This is a genomic window from Pandoraea commovens, from assembly GCF_024704525.1.
In the GTDB taxonomy this organism is placed as follows: Bacteria; Pseudomonadota; Gammaproteobacteria; order Burkholderiales; family Burkholderiaceae; genus Pandoraea; species Pandoraea commovens.
This window is the reverse complement of the sequence record NZ_CP102780.1, coordinates 3,588,591-3,601,789: the sequence shown is the minus strand read 5'-3', so window position 1 is coordinate 3,601,789 and position 13,199 is coordinate 3,588,591. Positions and strand designations below refer to the sequence as shown.

At 61.6% G+C, this 13,199-nt stretch carries 13 protein-coding genes; 9 read left to right on the top strand and 4 right to left on the bottom strand.

Translation table 11 applies throughout. The annotated features are described in order from the left end of the window. The first annotated feature begins 11 nt into the window (after positions 1-11). A complete protein-coding gene (gene aroC / locus NTU39_RS16395; RefSeq protein WP_150663135.1) occupies positions 12-1,115 on the top strand; it encodes a chorismate synthase in 1,104 nt (367 codons plus the stop codon). Between the two features lie 113 nt (positions 1,116-1,228). On the opposite strand, the gene NTU39_RS16390 is transcribed toward aroC, so the two are convergent. After that, entirely contained in the window at positions 1,229-1,546 is a 318-nt protein-coding gene (locus NTU39_RS16390; protein ID WP_150663134.1) for an MliC family protein, read from the bottom strand. Positions 1,547-1,597: 51 nt separating this feature from the next. Then, on the bottom strand, positions 1,598-3,268 hold the full coding sequence (locus NTU39_RS16385) for an electron transfer flavoprotein-ubiquinone oxidoreductase (protein ID WP_046292319.1): 1,671 nt from the start codon (positions 3,266-3,268) through the stop codon (positions 1,598-1,600). Positions 3,269-3,446: 178 nt separating this feature from the next. On the opposite strand from NTU39_RS16385, the gene NTU39_RS16380 reads away from it, so the two are divergent. The 3 genes from NTU39_RS16380 to NTU39_RS16370 all read left to right on the top strand — a co-directional run bounded on the left by NTU39_RS16380 (position 3,447) and on the right by NTU39_RS16370 (position 6,157). After that, positions 3,447-4,223 (top strand): SDR family oxidoreductase, encoded by a 777-nt coding sequence (locus tag NTU39_RS16380; protein WP_046292318.1) that lies wholly within the window; start codon positions 3,447-3,449, stop codon positions 4,221-4,223. Positions 4,224-4,450: 227 nt separating this feature from the next. Beyond that, a complete protein-coding gene (locus NTU39_RS16375) occupies positions 4,451-5,515 on the top strand; it encodes a DctP family TRAP transporter solute-binding subunit (protein WP_150663132.1) in 1,065 nt (354 codons plus the stop codon). A gap of 252 nt (positions 5,516-5,767) precedes the next feature. Then, positions 5,768-6,157 (top strand): acyl-CoA thioesterase, encoded by a 390-nt coding sequence (locus NTU39_RS16370; RefSeq protein ID WP_246184437.1) that lies wholly within the window; start codon positions 5,768-5,770, stop codon positions 6,155-6,157. Positions 6,158-6,162: 5 nt separating this feature from the next. Here NTU39_RS16370 and NTU39_RS16365 read toward each other — a convergent pair whose 3' ends face one another. Next, the gene (locus NTU39_RS16365; protein ID WP_039397689.1) at positions 6,163-6,708 is read right to left on the bottom strand and encodes a PAS and helix-turn-helix domain-containing protein; all 546 of its coding nucleotides are present in this window, start codon (positions 6,706-6,708) and stop codon (positions 6,163-6,165) included. A 227-nt stretch (positions 6,709-6,935) separates the two neighbouring features. Between NTU39_RS16365 and NTU39_RS16360 the strand changes: the two genes are divergently transcribed. Next, positions 6,936-7,634 (top strand): CoA transferase subunit A, encoded by a 699-nt coding sequence (locus tag NTU39_RS16360; RefSeq protein ID WP_039397691.1) that lies wholly within the window; start codon positions 6,936-6,938, stop codon positions 7,632-7,634. A gap of 23 nt (positions 7,635-7,657) precedes the next feature. Next, positions 7,658-8,296: a CoA transferase subunit B gene (locus NTU39_RS16355; RefSeq protein ID WP_039397694.1), complete on the top strand. Its 639-nt coding sequence runs from the start codon at positions 7,658-7,660 to the stop codon at positions 8,294-8,296. A gap of 262 nt (positions 8,297-8,558) precedes the next feature. On the opposite strand, the gene NTU39_RS16350 is transcribed toward NTU39_RS16355, so the two are convergent. After that, a complete protein-coding gene (locus NTU39_RS16350) occupies positions 8,559-9,350 on the bottom strand; it encodes a 3-hydroxybutyrate dehydrogenase (protein ID WP_150663130.1) in 792 nt (263 codons plus the stop codon). A 164-nt stretch (positions 9,351-9,514) separates the two neighbouring features. On the opposite strand from NTU39_RS16350, the gene NTU39_RS16345 reads away from it, so the two are divergent. From NTU39_RS16345 to NTU39_RS16335, 3 genes are all read left to right on the top strand, one after another. Next, positions 9,515-10,393, top strand: a complete 879-nt coding sequence (locus NTU39_RS16345) for an alpha/beta fold hydrolase (RefSeq protein WP_257958072.1) — start codon at positions 9,515-9,517, stop codon at positions 10,391-10,393. A gap of 66 nt (positions 10,394-10,459) precedes the next feature. Then, entirely contained in the window at positions 10,460-10,816 is a 357-nt protein-coding gene (locus tag NTU39_RS16340; protein ID WP_039397700.1) for a RidA family protein, read from the top strand. A gap of 47 nt (positions 10,817-10,863) precedes the next feature. Next, the gene (locus NTU39_RS16335) at positions 10,864-13,134 is read left to right on the top strand and encodes a RelA/SpoT family protein (protein ID WP_257958070.1); all 2,271 of its coding nucleotides are present in this window, start codon (positions 10,864-10,866) and stop codon (positions 13,132-13,134) included. Positions 13,135-13,199 lie beyond the last annotated feature (65 nt).

Sequence of the window (13,199 nt, the reverse complement as noted above, 5' to 3'; positions counted from 1 at the left end):
CTGATCCCCGTATGTCTGGCAATACGCTTGGAACCCTGTTTACCGTTACCACTTTCGGCGAATCGCATGGCCCGGCCATCGGCTGTGTGATCGATGGATGTCCGCCGGGAATGGCGCTGACGGAAGCCGACATTCAGGTGGAACTGGATCGTCGCCGTCCGGGTACGTCGCGTCACGTGACGCAGCGTAACGAGCCGGATGCCGTCGAGATTCTCTCGGGCGTATTCGAGGGTGTGACGACGGGCACCCCCATCGCCTTGCTCATCCGCAACACCGATCAGCGCAGCAAGGATTACGGCAACATCGTGCAGACGTTCCGTCCCGGGCACGCCGATTACACCTATTTGCAGAAATACGGCGTGCGCGACTATCGCGGCGGCGGACGTTCGTCGGCGCGTTTGACGGCGCCGGTCGTGGCGGCGGGGGCTGTGGCGAAGAAGTGGCTGGCGGAGCGCTTTGGCGTGCAGGTGCGCGGCTGTATGACGCAGCTCGGCGATATCGAAATTCCGCAGACCGATTGGTCGCAAGTGCCCCAGAATCCGTTTTTCGCAGCAAACGCAGAGGTCGTCCCGCAGCTGGAAGCGTACATGGACGATCTGCGTAAGGCCGGGGATTCGGTCGGCGCGAAGTTGCGTGTGATCGCGACGGGTGTGCCGGTCGGTCTCGGGGAGCCACTGTTCGATCGCCTGGATGCCGATATCGCTCACGCCATGATGGGGTTGAATGCTGTCAAGGGCGTCGAGATCGGTGCGGGGTTCCGCAGTGTGACGCAGAAGGGGTCCGAGCACGGCGACGAACTGACGCCGGAAGGCTTTGTCGGCAACAACGCAGGTGGGATTCTGGGCGGCATTTCGACGGGGCAGGACATCGACGTCTCGATTGCCATCAAGCCGACGTCGAGCATTCGCACGCCGCGCCAGTCGATCGACGTCAATGGACAACCGTCAACGGTAGAGACGTTTGGCCGTCACGATCCCTGCGTTGGCATTCGCGCGACGCCGATTGCCGAAGCGTTGCTGGCGCTCGTGTTGATCGACCATGCGCTGCGTCATCGTGCGCAGTGCGGCGATGTCCACGTGAACACGCCAATCATCCCGGCGCGCGCACCGGAGTGAGCGGAGTAGGGCGAAGTAACGCGGCGCGAGCCGACATGCTGAACCCATAAAAAACGCCAGACGATGAGTCTGGCGTTTTTCACATCTGGGGCCTCATCTTTCCGTTGGCACGATCACTCGCGACATTGCGTGATGGGCTGCTCGCCCTTGGCGGTGTACAGCGTGCCTTCGGGACCCTTGCTCCACCAGATGAGTGTGCGTCCGACGTGCTTTTCCCCACTCGCGGCGCGCGTCGGCTTGAGGACCTCTCGTTTGCCCATCCAGTACAGCGTGACGTCGCCTCCGAGGTTGTGATCGTCGTAGACGAGCACGGCGACGTGCTGGTTGTCGCACAGGTAGCTGACCGTCTTGGCCTGGACGGCGCCGCCGGTCAGTGCGAGGGCGCTTGCCAACATCGCGCCCGACATCCATACGGAAATTCTCGACATCATGCCTCCTGTGTGCAAATAAAAACCGCCGGGCGAACCGGCGGCAATACAACATCACATATTCGGGTAGTTCGGACCACCACCGCCTTCCGGCGTGACCCACACGATGTTCTGCGTGGGGTCCTTGATGTCGCACGTTTTGCAGTGCACGCAGTTCTGGGCGTTGATCTGCAAACGCTCGGAATCGTCGTCGTTCTTCACGAACTCATACACACCGGCCGGGCAGTAGCGTTGTTCCGGTCCGGCGTATTCATTCAGATTGATACCGACCGGCACGCTTGCGTCTTTGAGCGTCAGGTGAGCAGGCTGGTTCTCTTCGTGATTGGTGTTCGAGATGAACACCGACGACAGGCGGTCGAACGTGAGCTTGCCGTCCGGCTTCGGGTAGACGATCGGCTGGCATTGCGCGGCCGGCAGCAGGCATTCGTGGTCGGCCTTCTTGCGATGAATCGTCCAGGGCATTTTGCCGCCGAGCAGCTTTTGCTCGATGCCGGTCATGAGCGTCGCGACCGTCAACCCCTTCTTGAACCACTGCTTGAAGTTGCGCGCCTTGTTCAGTTCCTCGTGCAACCACGATTGCTCGAACGCAGCCGGGTAGGTCGTCAGCTCATCGCGCTGGCGATCTGCTGTGACGGCATCGAACGCAGCATCGGCGGCCATCATGCCGCTCTTGATCGCGGCGTGACTGCCCTTGATGCGGCTGACGTTGAGGAAGCCGGCTTCGCAACCGACCAACGCACCGCCCTTGAACACCAGTTTCGGCAGCGCGAGCAATCCACCTGCCGTGATGGCGCGAGCTCCGTACGAAATGCGCTTGCCGCCTTCGAGGAAGTGACGAATCGACGGATGCGTCTTGTAGCGTTGGAACTCTTCGAACGGCGACAGATACGGATTGCTGTAGTCCAGCCCGACGATGAAGCCGACGGCCACCTGATTGTTCGGCAGATGGTAGAGGAACGAGCCGCCGTAGGTGCTCGAATTGAGCGGCCAGCCCGCCGTGTGAATCACCAGCCCTTCCTTATGCTTGGACGGATCGATTTCCCACAATTCCTTGATGCCCAGACCGTACGCCTGAGGGTCGCGCCCCTCATCGAGGTTGAATTTGCGCATCAGTTGGCGGCCGAGACTGCCGCGCGCACCTTCCGAGAAGATTGTGTACTTGGCGTGCAGCTCCATGCCGAGCTGGAAGTTCTCGGTCGGCTCGCCGTCCTTGCCGACACCCATATTGCCGGTCGCCACGCCCATGACCGCGCCGTTTTCGTCATAAAGCACTTCGGCGGCAGGAAAGCCCGGGAAGATCTCGACGCCCAGCGCTTCGGCCTGCTGACCGAGCCAGCGCACGACATTGCCCAGGCTGATGACGTAATTTCCGTGATTCTGGAAGCAGGCAGGCAGCAGCCACGAAGGCGTGGAGGTTGCGCCGGTTTCGCTCAGGAACAGAAAGCGGTCTTCGACGACGGGGGTGTCGAGCGGTGCGCCGAGTTCCTTCCAGTTGGGGATGAGCTCGGTCAGGGCTTGCGGATCCATGACCGCGCCGGACAGGATGTGGGCCCCGATTTCCGAGCCTTTTTCCAGGACGCAGACGGAAATTTCCTTGCCCGCTTCCTGTGCGCGTTGCTTCAAACGGATAGCCGTGGACAGGCCGGCCGGACCGCCGCCAACAATGACGACGTCATACTCCATCGACTCCCTCGGGCCGTACTGCTCAAGCAGCTTGGGATCCATTGATGCTCCTGTTATAAACGTTAGAATTCGTGGGTGCGGCCATTTTCCGGGAATGGGGAACACCTCGCAACCGCATATTAATAGTACGGTCGTTCGATTTGGTAGGTAGGAAGCTCTAGCGGCGAGCCGGTTGGCGACGCCGTTGCTCAACGGGTGTCGAGGCACGAGGGAGAAGACGATGGGGCGTTCGCTGAATCTGGAAGGCAAAGTCGCAATGGTCACGGGGGCGTCGAGCGGGCTTGGCATGCAGTTCGCCAAAGTGCTCGCGCAGGCGGGGGCGAAGGTTGTGCTGGCCAGCCGTCGCGTGGAGCGACTCAAGGAATTGCGGGCGGAAATCGAGTCTCAGGGCGGCGCCGCGCACGTTGTGCCGCTCGACGTCACCGACTACGACAGTATTCGTGCCGGGGTCGCGCATGCCGAGACCGAAGCGGGTGCTATCGACATTCTGATTAACAACTCAGGGGTGTCGACCCAGCAAAAGCTGGTCGATGTGACGCCGCAAGATTTCGATTACGTCGTCGATACGAACACGCGCGGTGCGTTTTTCGTGGCGCAGGAAGTGGCCAAGCGCATGATCCGTCGCAGCAAGGGCGACCCGCAACGGCAACACCGGATCATCAATGTGGCCTCGGTCGCCGGGCAACGGGCGATTTCCATGCTCGGTGTCTATTGCATGAGCAAGGCCGCCGTGATTCATATGACCCGTTCGATGGCGCTCGAATGGGGACGCTACAACATCAATGTGAATGCGCTCTGTCCGGGATATATCGATACGGAAATCAACCACGATCATTGGCAGACCGAAGCCGGCCGCAAGCTGATCCAGATGTTGCCGCGCCAGCGCGTTGGCGAGCCCGGCGACCTTGATGGGTTGATTCTGCTTCTGGCCTCAGACGATTCCCGTTTCATTAACGGCTCGATCATGACCATCGACGATGGTCTGGCGGTAGGCTAAGCGCGACGGCCGTCCGATGGCCGCCTGGCAAGGCCATCGCAGGCGGTCGGCCGATTGCGCAGGCTCGCTGCAATGCGGCAATCGGGGATTGTCCGAGGCAGTCAGCGCAGTGACGACGGGCGCATAATTTCCCGGCACTCCAGAACGCTTATTGACGTTCATGGACGCGCAGCGGATCACGAAGGGCGTCGTGTTGACGTCGGATCCCGAATCATCTCGAGGACAACATGCGTAATCAAGGCTGGCGGGGGCTCGTCGGAGTCGCGCTTGCCCTCGCCGCAATCGCGCTGCCAGTGGCCGCGCAACCTTACAAGGCCGAATACACGCTGTCGATCGTGCCCGATGGCGGCACACCGTGGGGCAAGGGCACGCAGCTCTGGGCGGACATGGTGCGTGAGCGCACGCAAGGGCGCATCAACATCCGGCTTCACCCCAACGCCACGCTCATGGGCGGAGATCAGACGCGCGAATTCACGGCGCTGCGTCAGGGCGTCATCGACATGGCTGTCGGTTCGACGATCAACTGGTCGTCGGCGATTCCCGAATTCAACGTTTTCTCGCTGCCATTCCTGCTGCGCGGGTATCGCTCGCTCGATGCGCTCACACAGGGTGAGGTCGGCCGTGAACTCTTCCGTCGTGTGGAGGAGCAGGGGGTCGTGCCGCTGGCGTGGGGGGAGAACGGTTTTCGCCAGGTGACCAATTCGCGTCGCGCGATTCGCTCGCCGGAAGACATGAGAGGGCTGCGCTTTCGCGTTGTCGGCTCGCTCTTGTTCAACGATATCTTCACAGCGCTCGGCGCGGTGCCCACTCAGATGACGTGGGGCGAGGCCATTCGCGCGTTGCGAGCCCGCAAGATCGACGGCCAGGAAAATCCGGTCACGATATTCAACAATACGCGGCTCGATACCGTCGGGCAGCGCTACCTGACGGTATGGGACTACGTGGCCGACCCCATCGTCTTCGTCGTCAATCGCCAGGTCTGGGATAGCTGGTCGCCGCAGGATCGCGACATCGTGCGCGACGCTGCGGTGGAGGCGGCTCGCTTCGAAGTCACGCTGGCCCGTGAGGATCTGCTCAGCAGTGGGCAGGGGATGTGGGAAAGCCTGGAGTCCCGGGGGGTGAAGGTCACACGACTGACCCCTGAGCAGCGCCAGCGCTTTGTCGATGCGACGCGGCCGGTCTACGTGAAGTGGAAGGCGCTTGTCGGGCGCGATCTGGTCGAAAAGGCCGAAGCGGCCGTCAGGGATGAGTCGATCAGCAGCAAGTCGCCGTCCCTCGGGACTCGCAAGTAAGACGCGGGTCCGTCGCATTGCCGGGGTGGCGAGGTGCTTCGGGTACTTTGGACGCTTCGGAAACTTCCGATACACGGCCCTCTCGCCACTCCTAAATGACGGCTCGTCGAGGCGAATCTCGGCAGTCTGACGCGCGCCACACCAGCCGAAGCGCTACACTTCATCTCCATGACGCCCTGTCAGTTCAAGGCAGGGCGTCGATTTTCATCATGGGGAATTGCAGTGTCGTCAGAGTACAAAGAAGTCTTTCGTATGAGCATGCCCATTCGCTGGGGCGATATGGACGCCTTCGGGCATGTCAATAACACCGTGTACTTTCGTTACATGGAGCAGGTGCGTATTTCGTGGCTGGAAACGCTGGACATCGCGTCGGAAGAGCGCGATACGGGCGAGGGCCCCGTCATCGTCAATGCCAACATGACGTTCCTGCGTCAATTGCGCTATCCCGGCGATATCGATTGCCGCATGTTTATCGGCGCACCGGGACGCAGTAGCATCGACACGCGCTTCGAACTGCGACGCGCCGATACGCCGGACATTCTCGTGGCCGAAGGCGGCGCGAAAATCGTCTGGGTGAACTATCAGGCTGAGAAGTCGGTGCCGCTACCTGAGGCCGTGCGTACGTTGGTCACCGAGGGCTGAGACGTTCAATTGCCGAGCAGACGTTGCACCAGTTCCGTTGCCGTGCCGGCGCCGTATTTCTGCATGAGACGGGCGCGGTAGATATCGACGGTTCGCGGGCTGATCTCGAGAATCTTGCCGATCTGTTTGCTCGTTTTGCCTTGCACGAGTTGGGCAGCAATTTCGCGTTCACGGGCGGTCAGCGCGACGGCGACGCGGCGTGTGGCGGAGATGTCTTCAAAGGTCCAGAGGCCTGCGGCGTGCGGATCCTTGACGTCGAGCGAACGGCCTGTAACGTGGCACCAGAACAATTCGCCGTTGGCACGTCGCATGATGCGTTCGTCCGAATAGACGCCTTGCGTACTCATGATGGGCGGAATGCGTTCACCGATGCGCTCGAATTCCTTCGGTGACGGATACAGTACCTGGAAAGACTGGCCGATGAGCGTTTCGTGCGCGTAGCCGAAGATCTTGCCGAGTTGGCGGTTGCAGTCCTCGATGATGCGCTGGCGCGAAATGACCAGACCGACGGGGGCGATGTGAAAAGCTGTCTGGTAATCGAACGTCGGCATTGGGGGAGATACGGATCCGGTCGGGTCTCCCGCGTGGGAGCTGCGTGTGGCGGCCCGGTACGCGGGAAGATATGTAATTTCACGTATTGTGCCCCATTTGCGTGCCACCGTAAGCTCTGAGATTGCATGAGGTGCGTAGTCCGCAGCGTTGGCGGGCTGTCGCAAGCCTCGCAACGCGCGGGTGCGCGGCATAATTTCAATTCTCAACCGAGGGAAAGGGACAAACGATGAACAAGGTATACGCCAGCGCCAAGGAGGCGCTCGCCGGTGTCGTCGCAGACGGGCAAACGCTCGCCGTCGGTGGCTTCGGCCTGTGTGGCATTCCGGAGGCCCTGATCGCCGCATTGCGCGACTCGGGCGTCAAGGGGCTCACCTGCATCAGCAACAACGCCGGCGTCGACGGTTTCGGCCTCGGTCTGCTGCTGGAGACGCGTCAGATCAAGAAAATGATCTCGTCGTATGTGGGCGAGAACAAGGAATTCGAGCGTCAGTATCTGGCGGGCGAGCTCGAACTTGAGTTTACGCCGCAAGGCACGCTGGCCGAGAAGCTGCGCGCCGGCGGCGCCGGCATTCCGGCATTCTTTACGAAGACGGGCGTGGGCACTGTGGTTGCCGAAGGTAAGGACACGCGCGAGTTCGACGGCGAGACGTACGTCATGGAGCGCTCGCTGCGCGCCGACGTGGCGCTGGTCAAGGCTGCCAAGGCTGACCGTGCAGGCAACCTCGTCTTCAATCGCACCGCCCGCAACTTCAATCCGATGGCTGCCATGGCCGGTAAGATCACCATCGTCGAAGTCGAAGAACTGGTCGAAACCGGTTCGATCGATCCGGACGACGTGCATCTGCCGGGGATCTTCGTTCAGCGCATTGTGCTGAATGCACATCCGGAGAAACGCATCGAACAACGCACGGTACGTGCCAAGTAAGCGCCGAGATCAAGGAGATAACCATGGCATGGAATCGTGACGAAATGGCTGCGCGCGCGGCGCGAGAGCTCGAAGACGGCTTTTACGTGAACCTCGGCATCGGTTTGCCCACGCTGGTGGCGAACCATGTGCCGGACGGCATGGAAGTTTGGCTGCAATCGGAAAACGGCCTGCTCGGCATCGGTCCGTTCCCGACCGAAGACGAAGTCGACGCCGACATGATCAACGCCGGCAAGCAGACGGTGACGACGCTCCCGGGCTCGTCGATCTTTTCGTCGGCCGATTCGTTCGCGATGATTCGCGGCGGTCACATCAATCTGGCGATTCTCGGGGCGATGCAGGTCAGCGAAAAGGGCGACCTCGCGAACTGGATGATCCCGGGCAAGATGATCAAGGGCATGGGCGGTGCGATGGACCTCGTTGCTGGCGTCGGTCGCGTGGTGGTGCTCATGGAGCATGTGGCCAAGGGCGATGCGCACAAGATCCTCAAGGCCTGCGATCTGCCGCTCACCGGTGTGGGCGTGGTCAATCGCATCATTACCGACCTCGGTGTGATCGACATCACGCCGGATGGACTGAAGGTCATCGAACTGGCGCCGGGCGTGACGAAGGAAGAAATCTCGCAGAAGACCGGGGCACAGCTCGATACGAGCGCCGTCTGAGGTCGATGCGATTGTCGCTGGATTGCCCGGTAGGTTGCCGGGCAATGCGCGGTACCGAATTGCTGAGGATGACTCGGGCCGTTGAACCCGGTCATCGGTGATGTAGGAAGTTGGACTGTGCAAGGCAAAACGGGCGGAGACCTTCTCCGCCCGTTTTGTTTTGATGATCGGCATTGTTGGCCAGCGGATGAAACGCCGCATCAATGCCGTGACTGCCTTTGGTGCTGCCTTCGTTGCTGCCTTTGTCGCTGCCTTTGTAGCCTTACTGCGCCGTCCAGCCACCGTCCATGTTCCATGCAGCCCCGCGGACTTGCGCGGCGGCGTCGCTGCACAGGAAGACGGCGAGCGCACCGAGCTGCTCGGGCGTGACGAACTCTCCGGAAGGTTGCTTCTCGCCGAGCAGCGAACGCTTGGCTTCGTCCCCTGACAGCTTGTCACGGGCTGCTCGGTCGTCTACCTGCTTTTGCACGAGCGGCGTGAGCACGAAACCTGGGCAGATCGCGTTGGCCGTCACCCCGGTCTGCGCATTTTCCAAAGCCGTGACCTTCGTCAGGCCGACGATCCCGTGTTTGGCTGCCACATACGCCGACTTGCCCGCTGAACCGACGAGTCCATGGACCGACGCGATGTTGATGATGCGTCCCCAGTTGCGCGTGCGCATGCCGGGCAAGGCAAGTCGCGTGGTGTGGAAAGCGGACGTCAGGTTGATGGCGATGATCGCGTCCCATTTGTCCGTCGGAAAATCCTGAATTTCCGCGACGTGCTGAATGCCTGCGTTGTTGACCAGAATGTCCACGCCGCCGAACGCCGATTCGGCATATTGCATCATCGCCTCGATCTCGCTTGCGCGGCTCATGTCGGCACCGTGATAGCCGACTTGTGTGCCCGTATGGCCCGCCTTCGCTGCGGCATCGGCAATGGCCTTGCGTGCCGTATCTGCGTCTCCGAAGCCATTCGTGATGAGGGTGGCGCCTTGTGCCGCAAGCGCTTGTGCCATGCCCAGACCGATGCCGCTGGTCGAGCCGGTCACGAGGGCGATTTTTCCTTTCAGCATTGCATCGTCTCCGTGCGGGAGGAAGGTGGGGGAGGAATACGATGTCGACGAGCGTGGACCGCGAACTGCGGTTTGATGCGGCTCATGAGTGACCTCATTCTAGCTTACGGTTTGCGGCAAGCGCGGTAGAATTCGAGTCTGGAAACCGATCCGATGAGTCTGCCATGCCGAGTCACGCGCCGCGTCTGTCGAACGTTCAGTGTCTGAGTCCATCCGGGTTGCATCGAATGGCCTATGCAGAGTGGGGCGATCCCGAGAACCCTCGTGTGCTGGTCTGTGTTCACGGGCTCACGCGCAGCGGTCGCGATTTTGACGCGCTGGCGAACGCGCTCGCAAACGACTACCGTGTGGTGTGCCCCGACGTGGTGGGGCGTGGCCAGTCGTCCTGGCTGTTGAACCCTGCAGGTTACGTTGTGCCGCAGTATGTTGCGGACATGGTGACGCTTATCGCCCGTCTCGGCGTTGCGACCGTCGACTGGTTCGGTACGTCGATGGGGGGACTCATCGGCATGGGACTCGCGGGTTTGCCGGATACGCCGATTCGTAACCTGCTGCTCAACGACGTGGGGCCGCATATCGATGCACCAGCCCTCGCGCGCATCGGGCAGTATGTTGGTATCCCGAAGCGATTTGCATCGATCGACGAAGGCGCAGATTACATCTGGTCGATCTCGTCGGCGTTCGGGCCGCATACCCGTCAGGAGTGGCTTGCGCTGAGCGAGCCGCTGCTCAAGGCGGATGGCGATGGCTATGTGCTGCGTTACGATCCGTCGATCGGAGCGGCCTTCTCGGCGGTGACGCCTGAGGCCATCGCGGCGGGAGAAGCCATGCTCTGGGCGTCGCTTGCCGCGTTCCCGGGGCGAACATTGATCGTGCGGGGCGAGCAGTCGGACCTGCTTTCGCGCACGACGCTCGACCAGATGCTGGCGCACGCGCAACACGCGCGCGCTGTTGAAATTCCCGGCGTGGGACACGCGCCGACCTTTGTGCATGCGGATCAGATCGAGATCGCACGCCGATTTTATGAGGGATATGCCGACTGAGACGCGTCCGTGCGACGCGGGGTGGCGGTAGGTCCAGAGTCAGAAGAACACGAGGAGTTTTACATCATGGCAGTACAACGTTTCTACGTCGAAAAGCGCTGGTCGGATATGGCTGTGCACAATGGCACCGTCTATCTGGCCGGTCAGACCCCCGACGACCGTTCACAGGATATGGCGGGTCAGACGCGTCAGGTGCTCGCTCACATCGACCGCCTGCTCGGCGAAGCGAACAGCGACAAGTCGCTCATTCTGTCCTGTCAGATCTTCATCTCGGACATGAAGTACTTCGGTGAAATGAATCAGGTGTGGGACGAGTGGGTGCCGGCAGGCAATGCGCCCCCGCGTGCTACGGTGCAGGCGTTGCTCGCCGACCCTGCCATGCTTGTTGAAATCGTGGTCGTGGCAGCTCAGCGCGAAAGCTGAGTGCACGACCCGCAACATCCGGGGCGCTGGTCGCCCCGTGTTCCGACATGAACCAACACCAAGCACCGACATCCACTGAGTCGCGTTCGACGCCGGGTGTGGGTGATGCATCATTGCCCGCTACTCTGGACGACGCACTCGCGTTCGCCGCGACACTGTGCGGCGAGCACGTTCTCTCTTCCGGTGAACCGATCATGGCGCACGCGCGCGGCATGATCGCGATTCTCGACACGCTGCGCGTGGACGAGGCGACGCACCAGGCGGCGGCGCTCTTTTCTGCCGTCGAATTCCTCCCCGATCCACAAGCGACGCTGACACAGAAGTTCGGCGCCGAAGTCGCCGCGCTCGTGATTGACGTACGCAAGCTGCAACGGCTCTCGGGCGCTGGCGCGCGTGCCGCGCAAGCGATGCCGGTCGATGGCCGCGATCGCGACGCCATCGCGGAGCGAAAGTCGCAGGTCGAAGGGCTGCGCAAGATGCTGCTCGCATTTGCGCAGGACATTCGCGTCGTGATGATCCGGCTGGCGTCGCGTCTGCAATCGCTGCGCTGGTATGCGGCCGAGAAAAAGGCGCCGCCCGAAGATATGCCGCACGAGGTGCTGGAAATTTATGCGCCGCTGGCCAATCGGCTCGGTATCTGGCAACTGAAGTGGGAGCTTGAAGATCTCGCGTTCCGTTTCCTGGAGCCGGTCACATACAAGCAGATCGCCAAGCTGCTGGAAGAAAAACGCGTCGAGCGTCAGACGTTCATTGAAGGGGCGATCGAGCGGCTTCAGGACGAGCTCTCGCGTGCGGGCGTCAAGGCCGAAGTGTCCGGGCGTCCGAAGCACATCTACAGCATCTGGAAGAAGATGCGCGGCAAGGCGGTCGATTTTGCCGAGCTTTACGATGTGCGGGCGTTTCGCGTGATCGTCGACGACATCAAGGATTGCTACACGGTGCTGGGCATTGTCCATAACCTGTGGCAACCGATTCCGAAAGAATTCGACGACTACATTTCGCGTCCGAAACCGAACGGCTACAAGTCGCTGCATACGGTCGTCATCGGCGACGACGGGCGAGCATTCGAAGTGCAGATTCGTACGAACGAAATGCATCACTTCGCCGAGTACGGCATTGCGGCGCACTGGCGCTACAAGGAGGCCGGACAGCGGGGTTACGGCGGTGCGTTTTCGGCGAACGAAGCTTACGACGAGAAGATCGCGTGGCTGCGTCAGCTTCTCGCGTGGAAGGACGATGTCGCCGATACCGTGGGGGCCGAGGCTGCGGTGCAGCCGTGGGAGCAGCTCAAGCGCGCGACGATCGACGATCACATCTACGTGCTTACGCCGCAGGCGCGTGTGATTGCGCTGCCGCAAGGGGCGACGCCGGTCGACTTTGCTTATCACCTGCATTCGGAGCTGGGGCATCGGTGCCGCGGCGCACGTGTCGATGGTGCGATGGTGCCGCTCAATACGCCGTTGCAGAACGGGCAGACGGTCGAGATCGTCACGGTCAAGCAGGGTGGTCCGTCGCGGGACTGGCTCAATTCGCAACTCGGGTATTTGCAGAGCCATCGGGCGCGTCAGAAGGTGCGTCAGTGGTTCAACACCATCGACCTCGAAGAGACGATTGCGCACGGCCGCACGATCATCGACAAGACGTTGCAACGCGAGGGCAAGACGTCCGTCAACCTTGAGGAGTTGGCGGCGCGTCTGGGTTTTCGCGCGCCGGACGATCTCTACGCGTCGATTGCCAAAGACGAATTTAGCCTGCGGCACGTCGAGCAGACGCTCTCGGGCAATCTGCCGGGGCCCGAGCCGAAGGACGACGACACGGTCGTCGCCAAGAAGAGTCTCGATACGAGTGTTGCGCAGGGGGCGAAGAGCGGTGTGCTGGTGGTGGGCGTCGGCGCCTTGCTGACGCAATTGGCCAAGTGCTGCCGGCCGGCGCCGCCGGATCCGATTGTGGGTTTCGTCACCCGGGGTAAGGGCGTGTCGATCCACCGCCAGGACTGCAGTAGTTTCCAGTCGATGAAGGCGCGCGCGCCCGAGCGGGTGATTCAGACGGCGTGGTCGTCCGACGTGCTCGAAGGGCGTGGCGTTGCGGCTTATCCGGTCAATATCCAGATCGAGGCGACGGATCGTCAGGGTCTGCTGCGCGACATCTCCGAAGTGTTTTCGCGGGAGAAGCTCAATGTAACGGGCGTCAGCACGCAATCGCGCGGTGCACAGGCGTTTATGCAGTTCACGGTCGAGGTGCGCGACGGTGGGCAGTTGCAGCGCGCCCTGGCGCAATTGAATGGCGTGACGGGCGTGGTGTCGTCGCGCAGGCGTTGAAATGGCTGTTGGCGGCGAGCGCTGTCGGGCGAGTTGCCCGGAGCTCGCCGCAGACAGTGCGATGC

Bases quoted from the DNA above. Each gene is read 5' to 3' on its own strand.
- NTU39_RS16370 (WP_246184437.1), top strand. From the start codon at position 5,768: ATGAGCATGCCCATTCGCTGGGGCGATATGGACGCCTTCGGGCATGTC.
- NTU39_RS16350 (WP_150663130.1), bottom strand. From the start codon at position 9,350: ATGCTGAAAGGAAAAATCGCCCTCGTGACCGGCTCGACCAGCGGCATC.
- NTU39_RS16380 (WP_046292318.1), top strand. From the start codon at position 3,447: ATGGGGCGTTCGCTGAATCTGGAAGGCAAAGTCGCAATGGTCACGGGG.
- NTU39_RS16355 (WP_039397694.1), top strand. From the start codon at position 7,658: ATGGCATGGAATCGTGACGAAATGGCTGCGCGCGCGGCGCGAGAGCTC.
- aroC (WP_150663135.1), top strand. From the start codon at position 12: ATGTCTGGCAATACGCTTGGAACCCTGTTTACCGTTACCACTTTCGGC.
- NTU39_RS16345 (WP_257958072.1), top strand. From the start codon at position 9,515: ATGCCGAGTCACGCGCCGCGTCTGTCGAACGTTCAGTGTCTGAGTCCA.
- NTU39_RS16360 (WP_039397691.1), top strand. From the start codon at position 6,936: ATGAACAAGGTATACGCCAGCGCCAAGGAGGCGCTCGCCGGTGTCGTC.
- NTU39_RS16340 (WP_039397700.1), top strand. From the start codon at position 10,460: ATGGCAGTACAACGTTTCTACGTCGAAAAGCGCTGGTCGGATATGGCT.
- NTU39_RS16390 (WP_150663134.1), bottom strand. From the start codon at position 1,546: ATGATGTCGAGAATTTCCGTATGGATGTCGGGCGCGATGTTGGCAAGC.
- NTU39_RS16375 (WP_150663132.1), top strand. From the start codon at position 4,451: ATGCGTAATCAAGGCTGGCGGGGGCTCGTCGGAGTCGCGCTTGCCCTC.
- NTU39_RS16365 (WP_039397689.1), bottom strand. From the start codon at position 6,708: ATGCCGACGTTCGATTACCAGACAGCTTTTCACATCGCCCCCGTCGGT.
- NTU39_RS16335 (WP_257958070.1), top strand. From the start codon at position 10,864: ATGAACCAACACCAAGCACCGACATCCACTGAGTCGCGTTCGACGCCG.
- NTU39_RS16385 (WP_046292319.1), bottom strand. From the start codon at position 3,268: ATGGATCCCAAGCTGCTTGAGCAGTACGGCCCGAGGGAGTCGATGGAG.